At 70.3% G+C, this 22,932-nt stretch carries 20 protein-coding genes and 1 riboswitch; of the genes, 11 read left to right on the top strand and 9 right to left on the bottom strand.

Annotated elements, in window-relative coordinates:
- Positions 1-130 precede the first annotated feature (130 nt).
- The 4 genes from V5E28_RS09070 (at position 131) to V5E28_RS09085 (ending at position 4,479) form a co-directional block, all read left to right on the top strand.
- Positions 131-1,867, top strand: a complete 1,737-nt coding sequence (locus tag V5E28_RS09070; protein WP_336205979.1) for an acetolactate synthase large subunit — start codon at positions 131-133, stop codon at positions 1,865-1,867.
- The gene (gene ilvN / locus V5E28_RS09075) at positions 1,864-2,388 is read left to right on the top strand and encodes an acetolactate synthase small subunit (RefSeq protein WP_336205980.1); all 525 of its coding nucleotides are present in this window, start codon (positions 1,864-1,866) and stop codon (positions 2,386-2,388) included. Before V5E28_RS09070 ends, ilvN begins: the two co-directional genes overlap by 4 nt.
- Before the next feature lie 22 nt (positions 2,389-2,410).
- Positions 2,411-3,394, top strand: a complete 984-nt coding sequence (gene ilvC, locus V5E28_RS09080) for a ketol-acid reductoisomerase (RefSeq protein WP_336206407.1) — start codon at positions 2,411-2,413, stop codon at positions 3,392-3,394.
- Positions 3,395-4,197: 803 nt separating this feature from the next.
- Positions 4,198-4,479, top strand: coding sequence for a hypothetical protein (locus tag V5E28_RS09085; RefSeq protein ID WP_336205981.1), 282 nt, complete (start codon positions 4,198-4,200; stop codon positions 4,477-4,479).
- A 16-nt stretch (positions 4,480-4,495) separates the two neighbouring features.
- Here V5E28_RS09085 and V5E28_RS09090 read toward each other — a convergent pair whose 3' ends face one another.
- Positions 4,496-5,473 carry an adenosine deaminase gene (locus tag V5E28_RS09090; RefSeq protein ID WP_336205982.1) on the bottom strand — a complete coding sequence of 326 codons (978 nt, stop codon included), beginning with the start codon at positions 5,471-5,473 and terminating at the stop codon, positions 4,496-4,498.
- Positions 5,474-5,523: 50 nt separating this feature from the next.
- The gene (locus tag V5E28_RS09095) at positions 5,524-6,702 is read right to left on the bottom strand and encodes a metal-dependent hydrolase family protein (protein ID WP_336205983.1); all 1,179 of its coding nucleotides are present in this window, start codon (positions 6,700-6,702) and stop codon (positions 5,524-5,526) included.
- A gap of 197 nt (positions 6,703-6,899) precedes the next feature.
- On the opposite strand from V5E28_RS09095, the gene V5E28_RS09100 reads away from it, so the two are divergent.
- Positions 6,900-7,106: a hypothetical protein gene (locus tag V5E28_RS09100; protein ID WP_336205984.1), complete on the top strand. Its 207-nt coding sequence runs from the start codon at positions 6,900-6,902 to the stop codon at positions 7,104-7,106.
- Positions 7,107-7,260: 154 nt separating this feature from the next.
- On the opposite strand, the gene V5E28_RS09105 is transcribed toward V5E28_RS09100, so the two are convergent.
- Entirely contained in the window at positions 7,261-8,067 is an 807-nt protein-coding gene (locus V5E28_RS09105; protein ID WP_336205985.1) for a CAP domain-containing protein, read from the bottom strand.
- Between the two features lie 405 nt (positions 8,068-8,472).
- Between V5E28_RS09105 and V5E28_RS09110 the strand changes: the two genes are divergently transcribed.
- Entirely contained in the window at positions 8,473-9,237 is a 765-nt protein-coding gene (locus V5E28_RS09110) for a class I SAM-dependent methyltransferase (RefSeq protein WP_336205986.1), read from the top strand.
- A 154-nt stretch (positions 9,238-9,391) separates the two neighbouring features.
- Here the strand turns inward: V5E28_RS09110 and dacB are convergent, their stop codons facing one another.
- Together dacB and V5E28_RS09120 are read right to left on the bottom strand one after the other, a co-directional pair.
- A complete protein-coding gene (gene dacB / locus V5E28_RS09115; protein WP_336205987.1) occupies positions 9,392-10,933 on the bottom strand; it encodes a D-alanyl-D-alanine carboxypeptidase/D-alanyl-D-alanine endopeptidase in 1,542 nt (513 codons plus the stop codon).
- A 123-nt stretch (positions 10,934-11,056) separates the two neighbouring features.
- Positions 11,057-11,620, bottom strand: a complete 564-nt coding sequence (locus V5E28_RS09120) for a DUF1707 and FHA domain-containing protein (RefSeq protein WP_336205988.1) — start codon at positions 11,618-11,620, stop codon at positions 11,057-11,059.
- 88 nt (positions 11,621-11,708) lie between these two features.
- On the opposite strand from V5E28_RS09120, the gene V5E28_RS09125 reads away from it, so the two are divergent.
- From V5E28_RS09125 to V5E28_RS09135, 3 genes are read left to right on the top strand one after another with little or no spacing between them, the layout of a single operon-like run.
- Entirely contained in the window at positions 11,709-12,218 is a 510-nt protein-coding gene (locus V5E28_RS09125; protein ID WP_336205989.1) for a PadR family transcriptional regulator, read from the top strand.
- Positions 12,215-12,895: an ABC transporter ATP-binding protein gene (locus tag V5E28_RS09130; RefSeq protein WP_336205990.1), complete on the top strand. Its 681-nt coding sequence runs from the start codon at positions 12,215-12,217 to the stop codon at positions 12,893-12,895. Before V5E28_RS09125 ends, V5E28_RS09130 begins: the two co-directional genes overlap by 4 nt.
- Complete coding sequence (locus tag V5E28_RS09135; RefSeq protein ID WP_336205991.1) at positions 12,892-15,465, top strand: FtsX-like permease family protein; 2,574 nt, start codon at positions 12,892-12,894, stop codon at positions 15,463-15,465. Before V5E28_RS09130 ends, V5E28_RS09135 begins: the two co-directional genes overlap by 4 nt.
- Here V5E28_RS09135 and V5E28_RS09140 read toward each other — a convergent pair.
- Both V5E28_RS09140 and V5E28_RS09145 read right to left on the bottom strand, forming a co-directional pair.
- Entirely contained in the window at positions 15,422-16,789 is a 1,368-nt protein-coding gene (locus V5E28_RS09140) for an MFS transporter (protein WP_336205992.1), read from the bottom strand. The two genes, V5E28_RS09135 and V5E28_RS09140, sit on opposite strands and share 44 nt — an antisense overlap.
- Positions 16,790-16,859: 70 nt before the next feature.
- The gene (locus V5E28_RS09145; protein WP_336205993.1) at positions 16,860-17,714 is read right to left on the bottom strand and encodes a hypothetical protein; all 855 of its coding nucleotides are present in this window, start codon (positions 17,712-17,714) and stop codon (positions 16,860-16,862) included.
- Positions 17,715-17,959: 245 nt separating this feature from the next.
- Here V5E28_RS09145 and serA point away from each other — a divergent pair, with 245 nt between their 5' ends.
- Positions 17,960-19,549, top strand: a complete 1,590-nt coding sequence (serA, locus tag V5E28_RS09150) for a phosphoglycerate dehydrogenase (RefSeq protein WP_336205994.1) — start codon at positions 17,960-17,962, stop codon at positions 19,547-19,549.
- A 435-nt stretch (positions 19,550-19,984) separates the two neighbouring features.
- Here serA and V5E28_RS09155 read toward each other — a convergent pair whose 3' ends face one another.
- On the bottom strand, positions 19,985-20,800 hold the full coding sequence (locus V5E28_RS09155; RefSeq protein ID WP_336205995.1) for a class I SAM-dependent methyltransferase: 816 nt from the start codon (positions 20,798-20,800) through the stop codon (positions 19,985-19,987).
- Between the two features lie 17 nt (positions 20,801-20,817).
- Positions 20,818-21,210, bottom strand: coding sequence for a C40 family peptidase (locus V5E28_RS09160; RefSeq protein ID WP_336205996.1), 393 nt, complete (start codon positions 21,208-21,210; stop codon positions 20,818-20,820).
- Positions 21,211-21,474: 264 nt separating this feature from the next.
- Positions 21,475-21,615, bottom strand: a riboswitch (cyclic di-AMP (ydaO/yuaA leader).
- A 99-nt stretch (positions 21,616-21,714) separates the two neighbouring features.
- Between V5E28_RS09160 and V5E28_RS09165 the strand changes: the two genes are divergently transcribed.
- Positions 21,715-22,761, top strand: a complete 1,047-nt coding sequence (locus tag V5E28_RS09165) for a 3-isopropylmalate dehydrogenase (RefSeq protein WP_336205997.1) — start codon at positions 21,715-21,717, stop codon at positions 22,759-22,761.
- Positions 22,762-22,932: the final 171 nt, after the last annotated feature.

Genomic DNA, 22,932 nt, shown 5'->3' on the forward strand with positions numbered 1-22,932 from the left:
CTCGTAGTACTTCGCCGGCGCGCAGGCCGTTAGCGAAGCACTACGACCTGCGCGCCGCCCCAGTCCCACCGCAGGTGGGGAGGGGCATTTTTTATGTCCTTAAGCGAGCAGCCACGCAAGGAACGAGCCGATGACCGAACGGATGACAGGTGCACAGGCCCTGGTCAGGGCGCTGGAGCACGTGGGAGTCGACACCGTTTTCGGGATCCCGGGCGGCGCCATCCTCCCCGCCTACGATCCTCTGTACGACTCGACCAAGGTCCGGCACGTGCTCGTACGGCACGAGCAGGGCGCAGGGCATGCGGCCGAGGGCTACGCGCAGGCCACGGGGCGGGTGGGGGTGTGCATGGCGACCAGTGGCCCCGGGGCCACCAACCTGGTGACGCCGATCGCCGACGCCTACATGGACTCGGTGCCGATCGTGGCGATCACCGGCCAGGTGCCCAGCGGGGCGATCGGCACGGACGCCTTCCAGGAAGCCGACATCTCCGGCATCACCATGCCGATCACCAAGCACAACTTCCTGATCACCGATCCTGACGACATCCCCCGCACGATCATGGAGGCGTTCCACATCGCCTCCACCGGCCGTCCCGGCCCGGTGCTCGTGGACATCGCCAAGGACGCGCTGCAGTCGGAGACCACCTTCATCTGGCCGCCGACGATGCAGCTGCCGGGATACCGGCCGGTGACCCGGCCGCACTCCAAGCAGATCCGCGAGGCCGCCAAGCTGATGGCCGAGTCCAGGCGTCCGGTCCTCTACGTCGGCGGCGGGGTGCACAAGGCGGGCGCGTCGGCCGACCTGATCAAACTCGCCGAGCTGACCCACATCCCGGTCGTCACCACGCTGATGGCCCGCGGCACCTTCCCCGACAGCCACCCCCAGCACATGGGCATGCCGGGCATGCACGGCAGCGTCTCCGCGGTCGGCGCCCTGCAGCAGGCCGACCTGCTCATCGGCCTGGGAGTCCGCTTCGACGACCGCGTGACCGGGCAGCTGACGACCTTCGCGCCCCACGCCAAGGTCGTGCACGCCGACATCGACCCGGCGGAGATCTCCAAGAACCGCCACGCCGACGTGCCGATCGTGGGTGACTGCAAGGAGGTCATCGGCGACCTGATCGCCACCATCGAAGCGTCCGGCCAGCAGGGCGACTACGCCGACTGGTGGACCGTGCTCAACGGCTACAAGGAGACCTACCCGCTGGGTTACGAGGAGTTCGCGGACGGCACGCTGGCCCCTCAGTACGTGATGCAGCGGCTGAGCGCGATCGCCGGGCCGGACACCTACTACGTGGCGGGCGTCGGCCAGCACCAGATGTGGGCCTCGCAGTTCATCGACTACGAGAACCCCGGCACGTTCATCAACTCCGGCGGCGCCGGCACGATGGGCTTCGCCGTCCCCGCCGCGATGGGCGCCAAGATGGGCCGGCCGGAGGCCACCGTGTGGGCCATCGACGGCGACGGCTGCTTCCAGATGACCAACCAGGAGCTCGCCACCTGCGCGCTCGAAGGCGTGCCGATCAAGATCGCGGTCATCAACAACGGCAACCTGGGCATGGTCCGCCAGTGGCAGACCCTCTTCTACGACCAGCGCTACTCCAACACCAACCTGCAGTCGACTCGCCGCATCCCCGACTTCGTCAAGCTGGCGGAGGCCTATGGTTGTGTTGGCCTGCGGTGCGAGCGTCCCGAAGACGTGGACGCCACCATCGAGAAGGCCATGGAGATCAACGACGTGCCGGTGGTGATCGACTTCGTCGTCCACCAGGACGCGATGGTCTGGCCCATGGTCGCGGCCGGGACGAGCAACGACGACATCAAGATCGCCCGTGACATGGCGCCTAAGTGGGAGAACGAAGAATGAGCAGGCACACGCTCTCTGTGCTCGTGGAGAACAAGCCGGGTGTTCTGGCGCGGGTGTCCGCCCTGTTCAGCAGGCGCGGCTTCAACATCGACTCCCTGGCCGTCGGGCCCACCGAGCACGACGACATCTCCCGCATGACGATCGTGGTCAGCGTCGAGGAGCTCCCGCTGGAGCAGGTCACCAAGCAGCTCAACAAGCTGGTGAACGTCCTGAAGATCGTGGAGCTGGACACCTCGCACGCCGTGCTGCGGGAGCTGATGCTGATCAAGGTCAAGGCCGACGCCGACAGCCGCTCGCACGTGCTGGAGCTCGTCCAGCTCTTCCGTGCCCGCTGCGTCGACGTGGCCTCCGACGCCGTGACCATCGAGGTCACCGGCACCCCGGACAAGCTCGAGGCGTTCGTCAAGGTCCTCGAGCCGTTCGGGATCAAGGAGCTCGTCCAATCGGGCATGGTGGCCATCGGCCGCGGCGCCCGTTCCATTACTGACCGGTCCCTCAGGGCACTGGACCGTACCGCCTGAAAGGTTTTAGCAAGTGACCGAGATTTTCTACGACGACCAGGCCGACCTGTCGATCATCCAGGGACGTCGGGTGGCCGTGCTGGGGTACGGCAGCCAGGGCCACGCCCACGCGCTCTCCCTGCGTGACTCCGGCGTCGACGTGCGCGTCGGCCTGCCGGAGGGCTCCAAGAGCCGCGAGAAGGCCGAGAACGACGGCCTGCGCGTCCTCACGCCCGCAGAGGCGGTGAAGGAGGCCGACGTCACCATGATCCTGGCGCCGGACCACATCCAGCGCCACCTCTACGCCGAGCACGTCGCGCCCAACCTCAAGGAGGGCGACGCGCTGTTCTTCGGCCACGGCCTCAACATCCGCTACGGCCTCATCGAGGCGCCCGAGGGCGTCGACGTGTGCATGGTCGCGCCCAAGGGCCCCGGCCACCTCGTCCGCCGCCAGTTCGAGGCCGGGCGCGGCGTGCCGTGTCTCGTGGCCGTCGAGAAGGACGCCTCGGGCAAGGCCCTCGACCTGGCGCTGTCGTACGCCAAGGGCATCGGCGGCACCCGCGCCGGCGCGCTGCGGACGACCTTCACCGAGGAGACCGAGACCGACCTGTTCGGCGAGCAGGCCGTGCTGTGCGGCGGCGTCTCCGAGCTCATCAAGGCGGGCTTCGAGACCCTCATCGAGGCGGGTTACCAGCCGGAGGTCGCCTACTTCGAGTGCCTGCACGAGATGAAGCTCATCGTCGACCTCATGTACGAGGGCGGCATCTCGAAGATGTACTGGTCGGTGTCCGACACCGCCGAGTACGGCGGCTACACCCGCGGCCCCCGCGTCATCACCGACGAGACCCGTCAGGAGATGCGGCGCATCCTGGGCGAGATCCAGGACGGCACCTTCGCCCGGCAGCTCGTCGAGGAGTTCGACGGCGGCCAGAAGGACTTCACGCGCTACCGCGAGGAGCTCGAGGAGAACCCGATCGAGAAGACGGGCGCCAAGCTCCGCCCGATGATGAGCTGGCTCAAGGCGTAAGTAACACCGCGACAGGGCGGCGGGCGGGCGGCGAAGCCCGCCCGCCGCCCGTCGTGCGGACGGCGGGCTCGTCGTCCGCTCCACCGTCTCCCTCCCTCGCGTGCGATTCCGCGATCCGGGAAGAGCGTCGCCGGCTGCGCGTCGAGGCCGGCCCATGAGGATCGTGACGGCCCAGCGCCATCCGTCATCCCGTACGGCGCCCGTACCCGAGCGTGAGCGGGCTCAGGGCGTCAGGGCGTCGCCCGCGATGACGAACCCGGGCTGCGCTCCCACCGCCGGCAGCACGGCGCCCGACACCCCCGACCCTCGGGTGGCCGATCGCTCAGGTCCGGCCGCACGGAGGATGACTCCGGGGACTCGTCGTCCGCCGGCTCGGCCCTCGGCCGCAGAACCCCCAGCCCGGAGACAGCAGCGGCATCCAGATCACGCTTGGCGCCGCTTGACGTAGTCGTCGTCGCGCGAGTGGGAGAAAACCGGCTCGACCACCACGAGAACGCACATCACGGCGTGTTCGCCGAGCGGGGTCCGGTGTGGGTGGTTATAGTCCGCTTCCCAATGAGATGCACCAGTTTGAGCCACGGAGTGCTCGCGTCATGGTCATCACGAGGCAACGAGAGACGAGAGCATTCCCCAGCTGGGCACACCTATTCGTCAAGTAGGGCGATCTTCGGCATCACTTCCCCCAGGTGATGTGTTTTCGCAGGTCAAGAGTGAAAATGCCAGCGTTTGTGGAAAGAAGGCGCAGGGCAGATCTTCTCCCGATAGCTACGGAGAGTAGTCGATCGGTATCAAGGAGAATCAGTATGTACAGACAAGGGCTCATCCTGGCCGGGATCGTCGGCGGGATGGTCATGTTCGGCGGCTCCGCGCTAGCTGCGACGCCCACCTCCCACACGGAGACGGCCGTTTGGCCCCAGGCCAACGACGACCCGGAGAACAACTTCCTCGTCTGCGGTGACGAGAACATCTTCTCCAGGGAAGGCGTGGACAACAGCACGAGAGGCGTGCTGGTCCTTGAGACCGGCGACATCCTGAGCCAGATCCTCGGCATCAAGAGCGAAGACAACGAGTGCAGCATCAGCTGAAGTCAATTCTCAGCGGCTACGAAGCGTAATCCAGGGGTCCGCCTGTAGGGCGGGCCCCTCCGCTGTGCTCGGCCTCGTACGCGAAGGCCGCCTCGAAGGAGTTGCGGGCGAGCCGGTCGAGTTGCTCGCCGGTCATCCCCAGCTCCAGCCGCAGCGCCTCGTAGTTGTCGTCCACGTACCCCCCGAAGTACGCGGGATCGTCCGAGTTGACGGTCACGACCAGCCCTTCGTCCAGCATCGCGGGCAGGATGTGGTCCCGCAGGGACGGCACCGCGCGCAGCCGTACGTTCGAGAGCGGGCACACGGTCAACGGGATCCGCTCCTCCCGCAGCCGGGCCACGAGCCGCGGATCCTCCATCGCCCTGATGCCGTGGTCCACCCGCTCCACACGCAGGATGTCCAGCGCCTGCCACACATAGTCGGGCCCGCCCTCCTCACCCGCGTGCGCCACCCTGTGCAGCCCCTCGGAGGCGGCGATGTCGAAGACCCGCCTGAACAGCGACGGAGGATGGCCGACCTCCGCCGAGTCGAGTCCCACCCCGATGAACCGGTCCCGGTACGGCAGCGCCGCCCGCAGCACCTGCTCGGCCTCCTCCGCGCCTCTGTCACGGAGGAAGCACAGGATCAGCGCGGCCGACACGTCGCTGTCCTTCATCGCCGCCGACAGGCCGCCGAACACCACGTCCAGCGGCACGCCCCTGATCAGGTGGGCCTGCGGGTCGAAGAAGATCTCCGCGTGCCGGACCCCCTGCGCGGCGGCCCGCCGCAGGTAGGCGGCGGCGAGGTCGTAGAAGTCCTCCTCGGTGCGCAGGACCGCCAGGTTCTCGTAGTAGACGTCCAGGAACGACTGCAGGTTCGCGAAGGAGTAGCGCGCGCGGATGGCCGACACGTCGAAGGTCGGCAGGTCGATCCGGTTACGCCTGGCCAGCTCGACGACGAGCTCCGGCTCGAGAGTGCCTTCGATGTGCAGGTGGAGTTCCGCTTTGGGACGCATGGCAACGAGTAAACCCGACGCCGGGTGGTCTGGGCGCGCGGCCGCTGGGATCAGGGGAGGCGGCCCGCGACGAGGCGGCCTCTTGAGACGACGGCGACGATGTTGGCCACGGCGAGGTCCTCGATGCGCTCCCACGGGCGGCCGCGCAGCACCACGAGGTCCGCGCCGAGGCCGGGCTCGACGCGCCCCACCGGCATGCCGATGGCGTCCGCGGCGTCGGAGGTGGCCGCGCGCAGGGCCGCCCCGGCGTCCATGCCGAGGACCTCGGCCATGTGGACGACCTCGGCGAACTGGTCGCCGAACTGGACGTGGTGCCCGTTGGCGTCGGTGCCCAGGACGAACCGGACGCCGAGCCGCGCCGCCTCGGCGAACAGCAGGTCCCGCTTCGCCACCAGCTCGGCGGCCTTGGCCCTGGCCTCCGGAGGCACGGGTACCTGGCCCTCGGCGACGGCCTTGTTGATCAGCAGGGTCGGGGCGACGGGAGTGTGCCGGGCGGCGAGGGTCTCCGCCAGGTCCGCGCTCATGAGCGTGCCGTGCTCGATGGAGTCGACGCCCTCCTCGACGGCGACGCGGATGCCGCCCTCGGAGTGGGCGTGGGCGGCGACGAGCATGCCGAGCGCGTGCGCCTCGTCGACGACCGCCCGGATCTCCTCGCGGGTGTAGTTGCGCCAGTCGTGGCCGTCGCCGATCGACAGCACGCCGCCGCTGGTGGTGATCTTGATGCCGTCGATGCCGGCGCGGGCCCAGGTGCGCACCAGCTTGCGGCACTCGTCGGGGCCGTCGGCGGTGGGCTTGCGCAGAGGGTGCGCGGGCGGCAGGAACAGGTCGCCGTGCCCGGCGGTCATCCCCACCATGCCGTGCACCCTGATGCGCGGGCCGGGCAGCAGTCCCTCGTCGAAGACCCGGCGCAGCGCGACCTGCGCCTCGTCGCCTGCCAGGTCGCGCAGGGTCGTCACGCCGTGACGCATGGCGCGCTGGGCGTGCGCGACGCCGTGCAGCACCTGCTCGTCCCGGGTGGTGACCAGCGGCCAGGTGGTGAAGTCGGACGGGCGGTCACGCGCGTCGCCGATCAGGTGGACGTGCGTGTCCACCAGTCCGGGGATGACGCACAGGCCGTCGTGCCGCTGCTCGGCGGGCCGCAGGTCGAGGATTCGGTCGGGCTCCCAGGTGAGGTCCACCGGGCCCCGCGGTTCGGTGCCGTCCCAGAGAGCGATTCCGTCAAGTCTCATGTCATGGGGACGCTACCGGACACCTCTCTGACCTGGGCGGATCTACGCACCTCGCGCGGCGGGCGGTCGGCTCACCGTTCAGCCGAAGATGGCCTTGGGGCCGCCGGTGAACCAGAGGTGTCGATGCGGATCCGGCGCATGACCCAGCGCTCGCCGTCGCGTACCAGGCCGACGTCGTAGAGGTTCTTCAGCAGGGCGTGCGTGCCGTGGTCGGCGCCGGGGAGGGCGTCTTCCCGGTCGGCGCCCAGACCAGGCGCTACTACGCCCGGCCCGACGTGGCCCACGTCGTCCTGCGTGACGCCCCGCCGGTGGAGTGGGGACTCCTCTGGCGCGCGGACGGGGCCACCGCGCGCGTCCTCGCCTTCGGCCGGGCCGCCCACGACCTGGTACGCGACCGCGCCTGATCATCGAGAAAGCATGCGGGCCCGGCCACGGTCCGTTGCGGGGGGAGTCGCGGCCGGGCCCGCCGGAGGGGAGCGCTGCGGGCGTGCGGTGGGAACCGGCACGGGTGGGGCCGGTGTGCCCGCGCGCTCCCTGGCTTCGGCGTGCGGCGGGGGCTCAGTGTGCGGCGAAGACCTGGGTCCAGTGTGGACCTTTTGAGTGCTGTCCGACCCCTATGTGAGTGAAGCTGCAGTTCATGATGTTCGCGCGGTGCCCTGGGCTGTTGAGCCAGCCCTGGACCACCGAGGCGGCCGTGCGCTGGCCCATGGCGATGTTCTCGCCCCAGGTCCTGATCGGCGCGAAGCCTGCGGCCCTGATGCGGTCGCCGGCGGAGCGGCCGTCCCTGGAGGTGTGGTCGAAGTAGCCCTTGGCCGCCATGTCCGCGGAGTGCCTGTCGGCCGCGGTGTGGAGCTTGGCGTCGTGGGTGAGCGGCCGGCAGCCGTTGCCGGCCCTGGCCTGGTTGGTGAGCCTGACGACCTCGGTCTCGGTGGCCGAGGCGCCGGCGCCGCCGGTGGCGGGCCGCCCCTTGCAGGACAGCAGAGCGCTGCGCGAGGTGCTGGTGCCGCCCTGGTAGTCGAGGGCCACGACGTAGTAGCGCCGGGGGGTGTCCGAGCAGCGGAGCTTGGCCGTGATCCGGCCGTTGGTGAGAAGCCGCGAGCCGCTCTTGAGCGTGCGGTCGGGGCCGGTGACGGCCTGCTTGACGCGCACCCTGAGCAGTGCTCGATCGTCGCAGCCCGACCTGCCGGCCGAACCCCTGACCATGCCCTTGGCGTCGAGGGACGGCTTGGCGGCCACGACCCGGCAGGCCGTCTTCGAGGTCTCCACCGCGGTCTTCGCGGTCCGCGCGGCGGCAGGGGATGCCGGGATGGAGCTCAATGCCGCCAGACTTCCGAGGCAGGCGAGTGCCTGGAGCTGTCTGCGCATTCCGTCCTCCGATGAAGGCTAGACAGTGCGTCGAACCCGCATTCTGGTGCCCGCCCGTCTGGTTTGTCACGAAAAACCAGGCTATACCTGGAGCTCCAAGTGTCTCAATCGTAACAAATGTCCCGCCCACCTCGGTAAACCCACAGCAAGACTCACGCGTCTCGGGACCCCAGAAAAGAGCGCACCGCAGCGGAGAGCTGTGACTGAGCGCTTCAAGGCGGACTAGCACTTCAGCCGGCGGATGTGCGTTGGCCGAGGGGTAGATCGCCGTTCATCGCCGCGCCCAGCTGGGCTCGCTCTCCAGCTGCCGCAGTATCTCGGAATCCGCGGCGTACGGCACCAGCAGACCATCCGGCCCCGCCCGGTGCGACCAGACGGCCTCATCGTGAGTACTCCTGGGCCAAAATGGCCCGCATGCCTACAAAGCCCGAAGATCACGTTGAGGCCGCACATCCCTCCCCGTTCAACGACTACGACAGGATCGCCGAGGGGTACACGGCCGAGAACGAGACCAGCCTCGTGAACGCGTACTACGAACGGCCCGCGATGCTGGAGCTCGCCGGGGACGTGACCGGCCGGCGGATCCTCGACGCCGGCTGCGGCTCGGGTCCCCTGTTCTCCGCGCTACGCGATCGAGGCGCCATCGTGACCGGCATCGACGCGAGTGCCGGGATGCTGGAGCTGGCCCGGCGGCGGCTGGGCGACGACGCGGATCTGCGGGTCGCCGACCTGGCCAGCCCGCTGCCCTTTCCCGACGGCGCCTTCGACGACGTCATCGCGTCCCTGGTGCTGCACTACCTGGAAGACTGGGGACCGACACTGGCCGAGCTGCGACGCGTCCTGAGGCCTGGCGGCCGACTCCTCGTCTCGGTCGACCATCCTTTCGTGATCTCCCTCATGCGTCACATGGCCGGGGAAAAGCCCAGGTATTTCGGAACCCGTAACCGGACCGAAGAATGGACCATGGGTGGGCAGAGCGCCCAGATGATCTTCTGGGACCGGCCGCTGCACGCGATGACCGAAGCCTTCACCACGGCCGGCTTTCGCATCAGCGTCATCAGCGAACCGCCGTTTGTGCCGGAAGCCCGCGAACTTTTCCCCGAGGAGTTCCGCGAGATCACCGGCACGAGATTCCTGAGCTTCCTGTTCTTCGTTCTAGAAGCCGACTAACGGCGCCTCGTCACGATCGGCTGTGCTGACTGAGCGTTTCAGCTAACGATTTCCGCCAACTGAAGCGCTCAGTCACAGTCGCCCGCGGCTCGGGGCCCAGAAGGGAGCGCACCGCGCGGAGAGCCGCGCGGTGCGCCCGTCGGTCAGTGACGTCCTAGCACTGCGCCGGCTTGAGCCAGGAGCACTCCAGGTCGCCCGCCTGCTCGGTGGTGGCGCGGAGCTGGGTGGCGGCGTCCACCGCGGCCGCCCGCGTGAACTGGGCCAGGCGGATCGCGATCTTGTCCTCGATGTCCTTGGGCGAGCCCGACAGATACTGGTTGAGCATGATGGAGAAGACCAGCGGCTCCCCGTCGGCGCTGGTGACGTAGCCCGACAGCGCCGTGACGCCGGTCAGCGAGCCCGTCTTGGCGCGCACGTTGTTCGCCGCGGGGGTGTCGCGCATCCGGCTGCGCAGCGTGCCGCCCACGAAGCGGTCCGGGTTGCCGGCGATCGGCAGGGAGTCGTACCAGGTCTGGAACCACGGCTTGGCACGCACGGCGGTCAGGAGCTGCGCGATCGAGGCGGGCGTGAAGCCGTCACGGCGAGACAGGCCGGAGCCGTCGCGCATGTTCAGCACCTGCACGCCGTTGGCCTTGGCGAAGTCGGTGCTCACCTTGAGGCCGGCCGCCCAGGTGCCCTGGCCCGCGACCTTGCGGCCCATGGCCTTGACGAGGATCTCGGCGTGGATGTTGTTGCTGAGCTTCATGAACGGCACCAGCAGCTCGCTCAGCGGCATCGACTCGCGGGAGGCCAGCTCCTTGGCGTCCTTGGGAGCCGCGCCGGCCGCGGTCGGGCCGAGCACCTTCACGCCGTGCTTGACCAGCGCCTTGCGGAACAGCGAGGCGGCGTAGGCGGTGGGGTCGTCCACGGCCACCCACTCGGAGTACGGGGAGGCCACGGTGCCGCTGATCACCACCGTCCGGGTGCCGTGCTGCCGCTCGATCAGCACGTTGTTCGACGTGCCGACGGTGGCCCGGTTCACGATCTTGAGGTAGTCGGTCTCGGGCGTGGTCGACACCTTGACCTTGTCGCCGTCGGCCGCGACCGAGACGATCACCGAGCCGGCGTCGTAGTCCCGGTCGGGGGAGGCGGTCAGGGCGGAGATCGGCGCCGCGTAGTAGGCCGTCTCGTCGTCCCAGGCCCAGTCCTGGCCGAGCCGTACGGCGTCGAACCAGGTGTCGTCGGCGACCAGCTTGCCGGTGACCACCTTGACGCCCGCGCCGGCCACCTTGGCGGCCAGCGCGTCGTAGTCCTCGGCCAGCATCGTCGGATCGCCGGTGCCGCGCAGGACCAGGTCGCCGGTGAGCACGGAGCCGACCTTGCGGCCGCCGTGCAGCACGCTGGTGGCGAAGCGGTAGTCGAGGCCGAGCGTCTCGGCCGCCGCCGAGGCGGTGAAGAGCTTGGTGTTGGACGCCGGGAGCATGAGCTTGCCGGCGTCGGTCGCGTACAGCTCCTCGCCGTTGGCGGCGCTCTTGACCACCACGCCCGCCCGGGCGATGGTCAGCCGGGAGTCGCCGAGGATCTGGTTGAGGTCCTGGGCCAGGTCGGCCAGGCCGGGTGCGGGTTCGAGCGCGATCGCGGGGGAGGAGGGGCCGGACGCCCACGCGAGGGCCGCGACGAGCGCGCCCGCGACGAGGGATGCTGAGGTGCGCCGCATGGGGGTCTCCAAAGGGCTGGGGGGTCTCGCCCTGGGATCATCGATCAGCGCAGACGTCGTGTAATCCGCAAATATCCGTATCTTTCGGTACGGCGCCCGCCCGGTCCGGTCTCCGCATGGCCGTCAGCTCGACGGCAGGTCCGAGCTCACCAGGAAACCGCAGTCGCCGAAGGAGACCTCGTCACCCGACCTGACCCTGGCCGGCCCGACCAGCCGCCAGCCGTTGAGCCGGGTGCCGTTGAGCGAGCCCAGGTCGACCAGCATCCACCCGCCGCCGTCGTCGCGCCGCAGCTCGGCGTGGACCCGCGAGACCGTCAGATCGGCCAGCACCAGGTCGCAGGCCGACCCGCGGCCGACCACGTAGCGCATGCGCTCGTCGTCGGGCAGGGCCAGCCGGGGCAGCCGGGGCTTGCGCCAGGCGGCCTGCAGGTTGGTGCTGAAGCCGGACGCCGCGGAGACGATGCCGGTCAGCATGCCGGTCACCCGCCGGCGGAACGTGGGGCGGCGCGGCAGGTCGGCGACGAGCGCGTCGAGCTCCTGCTGGTTGCGGGCTCGCAGCGCCTGGTCGACGCGGCCCACGAAGGTGTCGTGGGAGATCCGTCCCTCGACCGCGCGGTCACGGAGCTCGTGGATCGCGCGGTCACGCTCGCCGTCGGAGGCGCGGAACGGCGGATGCGTCGAGCTCATCTCCCGAGTATCGGCCTGGAGAGCGTTCCGTGTCCAGATTACGCGGATCTGTTGCGGCGGGCATACCGAGTATGCATACTCAGTATCCATGTCGATCAGACACGGACTGCTCGCATTGCTGAGCAGAGGGCCGCGCTACGGCTATCAGTTGCGGGTGGAGTTCGAGGCGTCGACGGGGGCGACCTGGCCGCTCAACATCGGCCAGGTCTACACGACGCTGTCCCGCATGGAGCGGGACGGCCTGGTCGCGCCGGGCGGCGCGGACGACCAGGGCCGGGCTGTCTACGCGATCACCGAGGACGGCCTGCGGGAGCTGGAGCGATGGTTCGCCACCCCGGTCGACCAGGCCGCCCGGCCGCGTGACGAGCTGGTCATCAAGCTCGCCATGGCCGTGGCGGCCGACGACGTGGACGTGACGGCGGTGATCCTGGCCCAGCGCATGGCCACCATGCGCACCCTGCAGGAGCTGACCAGGACCAAGCGGACCGCCGGGGGAGTCGCGCAGCGGCTCGTCATGGATTCGATGATTTTCAAGGCCGAGGCGGAACAGCGCTGGCTGGACCACTGCGAGGCCGTTCTCAAGGAGAAGAGCGCATGACTGTGGTGAGGCTGCTGGACGTGACGCGGGTGCACGGCGAGGTGCACGCGCTCAGGGGCGTGAGCTTAGAGGTCTCGTGCGGCGAGCTGGTGGCGGTGATGGGCCCTTCGGGCTCCGGCAAGTCCACCCTGCTCAACCTGGCGGGCGGCCTCGACCGGCCAACGTCGGGCAGCGTGACGATCGAGGGGCGGGACCTGGCGGCCGTCAAGGACCTGGCCGCGCTCAGGCGGCGCAGTGTGGGCTACGTCTTCCAGGACCTGAACCTCATCCCGTCACTGACGGCCGCCGAGAACGTCATGCTGCCCAGGGAGCTCGACGGCGTGCGCGCCGGACCGGCTCGGGAGCAGGCGCGGGCCGTGCTGGAGGAGGTGGGCGCGGGCCAGGCCGCCGACCGCTTCCCCGGCCAGCTGTCCGGGGGGCAGCGTCAGCGCGTGGCGATCGCCCGCGCGCTGGTCGGCGAGCGGCGCCTGCTGCTGGCCGACGAGCCGACGGGCGCGCTCGACACGGCGACCGGGGACGAGATCCTGCGGCTGCTGCGCGAGCGCTGCGACGCGGGCGCGGCGGTGCTGCTGGTGACCCACGAGCCGCGCTACGCGGCCTGGGCCGACCGGGTGGTCTACCTGCGGGACGGCCGGGTCGCCGACGCCACGGCGGTGCGGCTGGAGAGCGCCCGATGACGGCGATCTTCGCCGCGCTGCGGATCTCGCGCCGGGACGCGCTGCGCGCCAAGGGGCGCAGCGCCCTCGTCATGGCCATGGTCGGCCTGCCCGTGCTGGTCATCACCGGGCTGCTCACCGGCTTCGCCACGGCCGACGTGACCGAGCGCGAGGGGATGACCGCCACACTCGGAGCGGCCGACGTCAGCATCAGGACCAGCGAGTTCCGCGGGCCCATCGTCCAGAGCCCCGAGAACTTGGGCTGGTCGTTCGACGGCTCGTCCCCCCGTTCCCGGGAACCGAGGACGGCGGCCGAGGTGACCGCGCTGATCCCCGGCCGGATCGTCCCCTACGACGTCGGCAGCGTCGAGGTCCGCCGTCCCGAGCGCTATGACGTGGTGAGCGCGGTGGAGCTGGACCTGCGCGACCCGATGACCCGCGGGATCCGCGACCTGGTCCAGGGCCGCTTCCCCGCCTCGCCCGGCGAGGTGGCGGTGACGTCCGCGATGCTCGGAGACGATGTCCGGCTCGGCGCGACGATCAGCGTGACCCCCCAGGACCGTCCGGTCCGGGTGGTGGGCGTGGTCGAGCATCCGTACAACGGCAGGCACAAGGAGGTCGTGGGTCTGCGCGACGTGCTGCTCCTGGACAAGCGCGACGGGCACGGCACCGGTTGGCTGGTCGACACCCCCGCGCCGGTCCGGTGGGAGGACGTGCGGCGGCTGAACCGCGTCGGGCTCTACGCCACCTCCCGGGCGGTGCTGGCCGACCCACCGCAGGGGGCCGGATTCGACCGGCCCTACCCGGCGCAGGCACTGATCGCCATCGCCGCGGTCGTCGTGCTCGTCGCCCTGGAGACGACCCTGCTGGCCGGTCCCGCCTTCGCCGTGGGGCTGCGGCGCAGGCGCGGGGAGCTGGCCATGGTCGCGGCGCAGGGCGGCTCGGCCGGGCACCTGCGGGCGATCGTGCTGGCCGACGGCCTCGTGCTGGGCGGCATGGCGGCGGTGCTCGGCGCGGCGCTCGGCACCGGCGGCGCGCTGGTGGTCACGCCCGTCGTGGCGCGCTGGACGGGTTCGCTCGGCCCGCCGGAGGTGCCCTGGCTCCAGGTGCTCGGCGTCGCCGCGCTGGGCCTGGTCAGCGCGCTGATCGCGGCCCTGATCCCCGCGGTCCAGGCCGCCCGGCAGAACCCCGCGCGGGTGCTGGCCGGGCGGGAGGACGAAGGGGGGACGCGCCGCCGCGCGGGCCGTCCGGTCCTCGGTTTCCTGCTGGTCGTGACCGGACTCGGCCTGACGGTGCTCGGCCTGACCATGCCCCACCTGCGGGCTCTCGGCTCGGGCAGCGAAGAGTCTACGATCATCGTCGGTGGGGTGGCGGTCGTCCTCGGGCTGGTCGCTGTCATGCCGTGGCTGGTCCAGGCCGGTGGCCGGCTCGCCACCCGGCTGCCGCTCCCGCTCCGGTTGGCCGTGCGCGACGCCTCCCGCCATCGGGTCCGTACGGCCTGCGCGGCGGCCGCCGTCATGGCCGCCAGCATGGGCGCGATCACCCTCGGCATCGGGGCCGAGAGCCAGTTCACCGCGCACCTGGAGAGCTACCGGATGAACGCCCCCAGGGGCACCCTCACCCTCAGCGCCGCGCGGACCGGCGACAGCGGCTGGGCCGACCTGCGGGCCGCCGCCGCGAAGGCGCTGCCCGGCGTCCCGCTGATCCCGGGGCAGCAGGTGGTCACCGGCGACGGCGAACCGGTCATCACCCTGGTGGTGCCGGACGGCTGCGACAGCCAGTGCGGCATGCTCGTCGACCTGCCGATCGGTGATGCCCGGCTGCTCGCTCTTCACCAGGGACGGGCCGACCCCCAGGCAGCCGCGGCTCTGGCGCGGGGCAAGGCGGTCGTGTTCGACCGGCGGCTGGCGAAGGACGGCATGCTGACCGTCAACCTGTCAGGGGCCTTGATGCCGAAGACGCAGGAGCTCCGCATCCCTGCGGTGTGGGCCGGCGCGGCCGACCCGCTGCTGGGCGGTGCCGTGCTGCCGCCCCAGGCCCTGACCGGGGCGGGGCTCCAACTCAAGGAGTGGCGCCTGTACGCGGCGCACCGGCCGGCCGATCGCCCGAGACTGGAGCGGCAGCTCAGCCTGCCCACCGGCAAGGCGGACGTCCAGGTGGAGAACGGCCCCGACGACCCGCCCACCGCGCAGTTCTGGATCCTGCTCGGCGTCGCGCTGGTCCTGGGTCTCGGCGGCACCTTCGCCGCCACCGGGCTCGCGGCCGCCGACATGCGGCGGGACCTCGACACCGTGTCGGCGGTCGGCGCGCCGCCGCGCGTCCGCAGGCTCATCGTGGCGGCTCAGGCCGGATACGTCGCCGGGCTCGGCACCTCGGTCGGCGCCGTCGCGGGCGCCGTCATGGGAGTCGCGGCGAGCGTGCCGCTGACCAGATTCGCCGGTTTCCCGGACGGAACCTCCGCCCTCGCCACCGTCGCCGTCCCGTGGCTGTTCACGGCCGCGATCGTGCTGGGCCTGCCGGTGCTTGCGGCGCTGGTGGCAGGGGTGGTCACCCGGACGCGTCCGGGACCACCGGCGCGACGGCTCGCCTAGGGTCGGTCAGCCGGTACTTCAGCGTCATCACCGCCGAGAGCAGGATGATCAGCGCGGGGATCGCGGTCTGCCCGATGAGGACCGCGGTCAGCGCGCTGTCCGGCTGCGCCACCGGCCGGCCGGGCTCGGAGGAGATGAACCCGCCGATCGACAGGATGGTGCCGAAGATCAGCGCGCCGAAGGCGCTGACCCCGCTCTCGATGGCCGTCCACAGCCCGGTGAACACCCCGGCCCGCCGCTTGCCGGTCGTCTCGGCGTCCATCGCGATCACGTCGGCCAGCATGGAGAACTGCAGCAGCGTGACCCCGGCGATCCCGGTGCCCACGAGCAGGATCATCACGTGCGCGTACAGACCGCCGAACAGCGGCGTGAGCACGGCCGCCAGGGTGCCGCAGCCGAACATGAGCGCCGCGAGGATCATCGCCCCGCGCTTGTCGAAGCGCCTGGCCAGCCGCGTCCAGAGCGGCATGGTCAGCAGCATCGGTCCCACCAGGGCGGCGAACAGCGTGGTGGTGGCCTTGGGGTCGCCGATCGTGTAGGCGGCGAAGAACGGCGCGGCCGCCAGCATCATGGCCACCGCGAGCTGCTGCGTGCAGCTCAGCACCAGCAGCCAGACGAACGCCGGATTGCCTCTGGCCGCGGCGAACTGGGCCCGCAGGCCGCCGCCGTCGGCCTGCGGGGCGCCGGTCATGGGAGCGCGGGCCGTGCCGAAGAAGGCGCCGAACATGGACGCCGCCAGCACGATCGCGATCGCCACGGCCATCAGCCGGTAGCTGTCCAGGGTGCCGTTGCCGCCCTGGCTGTTGACGATGGCCGGGGCCGCGATGCCGCTGATGGCAGTGGCCGCGCCCACGAAGACCATCCGCCACTGCAACAGTGACGTCCGCTCGTGGTAGTCGCCGGTCATCTCGGCGGGCATCGTCTTGTACGGCACCTCGAAGAGGGCATAGGCCGTGGCCGCCGCCAGGAAGCAGGCGCCCACGTACAGGGCGGCCGGGGTGCCGGTCAGCGGCGGGCCGGCGAAGACCAGGTAGAAGGCGATCGGCAGGGTGCAGGCCCCGGCCAGCATCCACGGCCGCCGGGGCCCGAGGCGCGAGGCCGTCCGGTCCGACCAGCGGCCCACCAGCGGGTTGATCACGAGGTCCCAGACCTTCGGCGCCGTCACCACCACGCCGGCCAGCCACGCGGGCACGGCCAGGAAGTTCGTCATGTAGTAGAGCAGCAGCAGGCCGGGCACGGCGCCGAAGGTCGCGGTGCAGAACGACCCCACGCCGTAGCCGAGGCGCACGCCCTTGGACACCGCGGTCGCGGCCGGTGCGATCATGAGCCCCATTCAAGCCGAGCGAGGGCTTGTTCGGTAAGGCCCAGTTTCCCGGGCCCCACCGCGGAGTGCGTCAATCGCTGACGTTGGCGCAGACCACGTGCGCGCCGATCTCGATCATCCGGCGCTCGCTGCGCGAGTCCGCCACCCTGGCCATGAGGATCGGCGCGCCGCTCGCCGCGAACTGCGGCAGCCTGGCGCGAACCCCCCGGTGCAGGTCACGGACCACGTCCTCGGCCGCCGACATGTGCACTTTCACGTGCAGCATGATCCCCGGCGCGCCCGAGGCCGTGCGCGCCTCGGAGATCCACACGTGGTGCACCAGCGGGAAGTCCATGAGCAACTGCGCGATCGCCTGCCGCAGCGCGGGCAGTATCGGATGCGCGCACCGCCGGTAACCGGGGTCCACCTGCTGCATGGGACCTGACAGGTGCGGGCGCGGCGCCGGGATCCAGGGCATCGGCGGCGACTCGGGGGACGGCGGCGCCACCTGGGCGAGCGCGCCTCCCCGCGAGATCGTGGCCATCGCCCCCGTCGCGTAGGCGGCGGGGACGGCCCCGGACATGACCGGTGTCGGGCCCGTACGGGTGGAGGTGAGGAAACGCTGGAGGTCCTCGATGGGCACGGCGGCCGCGGCGGGACCCGCGGCATCGATCACGATCTCCCGCACGCCGGTGACGCGCTGGATGTCCAGGACGGTGTCGGGGTCGCAGGCCGACAGCGAATGGCTGCCCCGGTGACGGGCATACGTCACCGCGCTGGTGTACCCGAGGAGCACTCGGTCACCGGCCTGTGTCGTCCCCAGGACGACTGATCGGTCTGGTCGCACGGCCACCAGGACTCCACCGTCAGCGAGAGCCGCCAGCAAGCGGTGCGGACCACCATGCTGGGCGAGCACGTCGGCAAGCGCAGGATTCCCGATGCTCATATGACGAACCATAGGTAGTTGGCCACGGCTTATCAGGCTAATGGCGAATAAATCTCCCGATCAAGACAAAGACGGGAGCAGTGTGGATGAGTTTGCCGCGAGCGGGGTACGGCGAGGCGCCGGGGAGCGTCTCAGATGCTGAGTCCTTCGTGAATGCGTTCACAAGCGTGGATAGACTCTGTGGGATCCGAGGGGCCCGTCGACGTGTCCCTCACGCCCGTCGCACGCTCGAAGGATTCACACCCGTGAACAAGCCCGTCGTACTGGTCGCAGAGGAGCTGTCCGAGGCCGGCCTCGCCGTGCTCGGCGCCGATTTCGAGGTCCGCCACACCGACGGCGCCGACCGTTCCCAGCTGCTGCCCGCACTCGCCGACGTGGACGCGCTGATCGTCCGCTCCGCCACGCAGGTCGACGCCGAGGCCGTCGCCGCCGCGCCCAAGCTGCGCGTGGTCGCCCGCGCCGGTGTCGGCCTCGACAACGTGGACGTCGAGGCGGCCACCAAGGCAGGCGTCATGGTGGTCAACGCCCCGACGTCCAACATCACCAGCGCCGCCGAGCAGACCATCGCGCTCATCCTGGCCAGCGCCCGCAACACCGCGCAGGCCCACGCCGCGCTGAAGAACGGCGAGTGGAAGCGGTCCAAGTACACCGGTGTCGAGCTCGACGAGAAGGTCGTCGGCATCCTCGGCCTCGGCAAGATCGGCCAGCTCGTGGCCCAGCGGCTGCAGCCGTTCGGCGTCGAGCTGATCGCCTACGACCCCTACCTGCCGCCGGCCCGCGCCGCGCAGATGGGCGTCAAGCTGCTCAGCCTCGAAGAGGTGCTCAAGCAGGCCGACTTCATCACCGTGCACCTGCCCAAGTCCAAGGAGACGCTCGGGCTCATCGGCGACAAGGAGCTGCACGAGGTCAAGCCCTCGGTGCGGATCATCAACGTGGCCCGCGGCGGCATCGTGGACGAGTCCGCCCTCTACTCCGCGATCAAGGAGGGCCGCGTCGCCGGCGCCGGCCTCGACGTGTTCAGCAAGGAGCCCTGCACCGACAGCCCGCTGTTCGAGCTGGACCAGGTCGTCGCCACCCCGCACCTCGGCGCCTCCACGCACGAGGCCCAGGAGAAGGCCGGCACCCAGGTCGCCAGGAGCGTGAAGCTGGCGCTGGCGGGCGAGTTCGTGCCCGACGCCGTCAACGTCCAGGGCGGCGCCGTCGCCGAGGACGTCAAGCCCGGCCTGCCGCTGGCCGAGAAGCTGGGCCGGGTCTTCACCGCGCTGGCCGGCGAGGTGGCCACCAAGCTCGACGTCGAGGTGCGCGGTGAGATCGCCTCCAAGGACGTGCGGGTGCTGGAGCTGGCCGCGCTCAAGGGCGTCTTCACCGACGTGGTGGAGGACTCCGTCACCTACGTGAACGCGCCGCTGCTCGCCAAGGACCGTGGTGTCAGCGTCGACCTGATCACCAGCTCTGACAGCCCCGACTGGCGCAACGTCATCACCGTGCGCGGCGTGCTGGCCGACGGCCGCCAGGTCTCGGTGTCCGGCACGCTCTCCGGCCCCCGGCAGATCACCAAGATCGTCGAGGTCAACGGCTACGAGATGGAGATCGAGCCGACCGCGCACCTGTCGTTCTTCACCTACACCGACCGCCCCGGCGTCGTCGGCGTGGTGGGCCGGATTCTTGGTGAGCAGGGCATCAACATCGCCTCCATGCAGGTGGCCCGCGACGTCAAGGGCGGCAAGGCGCTCATCGCGCTGACCGTCGACTCCGCGATCCCGGCCGAGGTGCTGGAGCAGATCGGCTCGGAGATCGGCGCCGAGAGCGGCCGCTCGGTCGACCTCGAGGACTGACTCCTCGGAAAGTCCGCTTCGAAGGGCCGCCTCCGGATGCCTCCGGCGGCGACCCTTTCGCTGTCTCAGAATGCGAGATAGTAGGACATCCAACGAGACAGCCCGGCTACCGCCAGGTAGTCTGGCGAACGATGCGCCAGGTTCTCGTACTTATTACCTGCCGCGGCGGGGCCTGTTAGGGCAGGTCGGCGACCCGTCGCGGTGAGCGGCGAGCCGTCGGCCGGTAAGTCCCTTCGTGCGGTCCGTGATCCGGACCCCGAGATCAGGCCCGGTCGGATTCGCGACCGGGATCCGACTTCACCTTCCCGACGCCTCGCGAAATGAGCTGAGTCCCATGTACGAGATGTATTCCTGGAACGGCGCCGACGAGCACGAGGACGAGGCGGCCCAGGCGCTGCAGACGGCGCTGGACCGCCGCGACAACGGCGGCGTCCCTCAGAACTCCAGCCGGTAGAAGGCCGCTGCCCGGGCCATCCCGGGCACCAGCTTCATCAGGCGAGCCGCCGCGCGGAAACCCGGCGGCAACCCGGGTCCGGTCAGGTCGAGCGCGCTCAGCATGGTCACGCAGCGCAGCTTCGGATGGATCGACAGCAGGTGCTCGGGGCCGTCGACGGCCCAGTGCATCCTGGCCTTCGCCCTGCGCACCGGCGTGTTGAGCACCTGCAGCCTGAGCCCGAGCCTGCTCAGGGCGTCGAACACGAGCTGCCCGCCGGCGAACCGGTCCACGATCCGCCGGACGAGCTCCCGGCCACCCGCCTCGTCGAGGTAGTAGAACAGCCCCTCGGCGATCACCAGCACCTGCCTGCCGTCGCCCGGCACCTGGTCCAGCCAGGCCAGGTCGGTGACCGACGAGCCGATCATCGTGTAGCCGGGCCGCTGCGGGAACAGGCGCCGGCGCAGCTCCACGACGTCCGGGTAGTCCACGTCGTACCAGTCGACGGTGGGCGGCGGGTCCAGCCGGTGGACGCGGGTGTCCAGGCCGCAGCCCAGGTGCAGCACCACCGCGTCCGGATGCGCGGCGAGGAAGCCGGTCGCCCACTCGTCCATGAACCGGGCCCGGAACGCCACCGAGGCGGCGCTGCGGCGGGTGATGCCCGTCTCAGTGAAGTCGTGGTCGATCCGCTCGATCGCCTGGACGGCCATGTCGTCGCCCAGGATCGGCTCCGGTGACCGCGCGTCCAGGGCCCTGCCGTACAGGGTGGCCAGGAGAGTCGCCTTCTCCTTGGTGAGATGCACCTTCTCGGCTGCCATGCCTCACACGCTACGTGTCACAGGGTGCTTGCGGTGGGCATGGCCGGGATCAAGGCGGGCTTCGAGGCCTGGCGCACGCCCTTGGGGTCGGGCCGTACCGCGCCCACGAAGGCGTCGCGGCGCCAGGCGGACAGGCGTTCCTCCTTGACGACGTCGCCGCTGTGCGGGGCGTGGACCATGTGGCCCGGTTTGGAGATCATGCCGACGTGGCCGAGGCCGCTGAAGAAGACCAGGTCGCCGGGCTTGAGGTCGTCCCAGGCGATCTTCCTGCCGAAGGCCGAGTACTGCTGGGCGGCCGTGCGCGGCAGCTTCACGCCGGCGCTTTCGTACGCCCTGAGCATGAGGCCGGAGCAGTCGTAGCCGCGCTCGCTCGTCCCGCCCCAGACGTACGGGATGCCGCGCTTGTCCATGGCGAAGGACAGGGCGGCCTTCCAGGCGGGCTGGGGGCGGCTGCGCTTGCGGATCTTCTCGACCTGGGCGGCGGTGAGGGTGACGCTCTTGGGGGTTTCGGCCGCGTGGGGGATTTCGGCGGCCTGGGGGGTTTCGGCGGTGCGGGGGGTTTCAGCGGTTTGGGGGGTTTCGGGGGTGTCCGCAGGGTCCGCGCTCGCCGGCAGTTGGGCGGCGGCGAGTACGAGACCCGTGGTGGCGAGGAGAATGGCGATGCGAGACAGGGGACTGTCCTTCCATACGGCCGGCCGGGTTAGCTGACGGGCTCGGGCTTGGAAGGCGCCCTACGGCGTTGATGCCGATTCGCCCCAGGTTGGGGTGGGTCCCCGGCTCCACACAGTGCTGTGTGGATTAGGCTGGGGGAACTCTAACGAAACGGTCAAATCCCCGCAAATAGGACAAAGGTAAAATGTCCGGCCCGTGAGATCATGTGTTCGTCAGCCGAGACGAGCCGGTAAGGTACGCCCATGGAGTCGCGCAACATTCGTCTGGCAGTCATCCCCGGTGACGGCATCGGCACCGAGGTCGTGGCCGAGGGGCTGAAGGTCCTCGATGCGGTCGGGACCAAGATCGAGGCCACCCGTTACGACCTGGGCGCCGCCCGATACCACCGCACCGGCGAGACGCTGCCCGACGCCGTGCTGCAGGAGCTGCGCGGCTATGACGCGATCCTGCTCGGCGCCGTCGGCGACCCCAGCGTGCCGCCGGGAATCCTGGAGCGCGACCTGCTGCTGCGCATCCGCTTCGAGTTCGACCACTACGTCAACCTGCGCCCGGTCAAGCTCTTCCCCGGCGTGGAGACGCCCCTCGCCGACACCCCGGCCGAGGACATCGACATGGTCGTCATCCGCGAGGGCACCGAGGGTCTCTACGCCGGCACCGGTGGCACCATGCGCCGTGGCACCCCGCACGAGATCGCCACCCAGGAGTCGCTCAACACCGCCTACGGTGTCGAGCGCGTGGTGCGCTACGCCTTCGACAAGGCGATGTCGCGCCCCCGCAAGAAGCTGACCCTGGTCCACAAGACCAACGTGCTGACCTTCGCCGGAGACCTCTGGCAGCGCACCGTCGACCGCGTGGCCGAGGAATACCCCGAGGTCACCACCGACTACAGCCACATCGACGCCGCCTCGATGTTCTTCGTGTCCCAGCCCGAGAGGTTCGACGTCGTCGTCACCGACAACCTCTTCGGTGACATCATCACCGATCTGGGAGCGGCCATCGCCGGGGGCATCGGCCTGGCCGCCAGCGGCAACATCAACCCCGAGCGCACCACGCCCAGCATGTTCGAGCCGGTGCACGGCAGCGCTCCCGACATCGCCGGGCAGGGCAAGGCCGACCCGACCGCCACCATCCTGTCGGTCGCCATGCTGCTCGACCACCTCGGCCTGGCCGCCGAGGCGGCCAAGGTGGAGCAGGCCGTCGCCGACGACATCGTCGAGCGCCTGGCCGGATGGGCCGGCCGCACCACCCAGGAGATCGGCGACGACATCACCGCGCGAGTATCGAGCTAGGGCCGCCCAGCTCAGCAAGCGCCTGGCGGTCCGACGAGGACCCGCCAGGCGCTTTTGCGTGTTTGAAGGGCGAAACCACCCCATCAGTCCCTTGCCATCCCAAATAGCGAGACAATAGGAAGTACGGACCGCCCTCACGGCAGTACCGGCCCGACATCGCAGAGAGAAGGA

The organism is Nonomuraea sp. LPB2021202275-12-8, from assembly GCF_037044575.1.
Taxonomy (GTDB): Bacteria; Actinomycetota; Actinomycetes; order Streptosporangiales; family Streptosporangiaceae; genus Nonomuraea.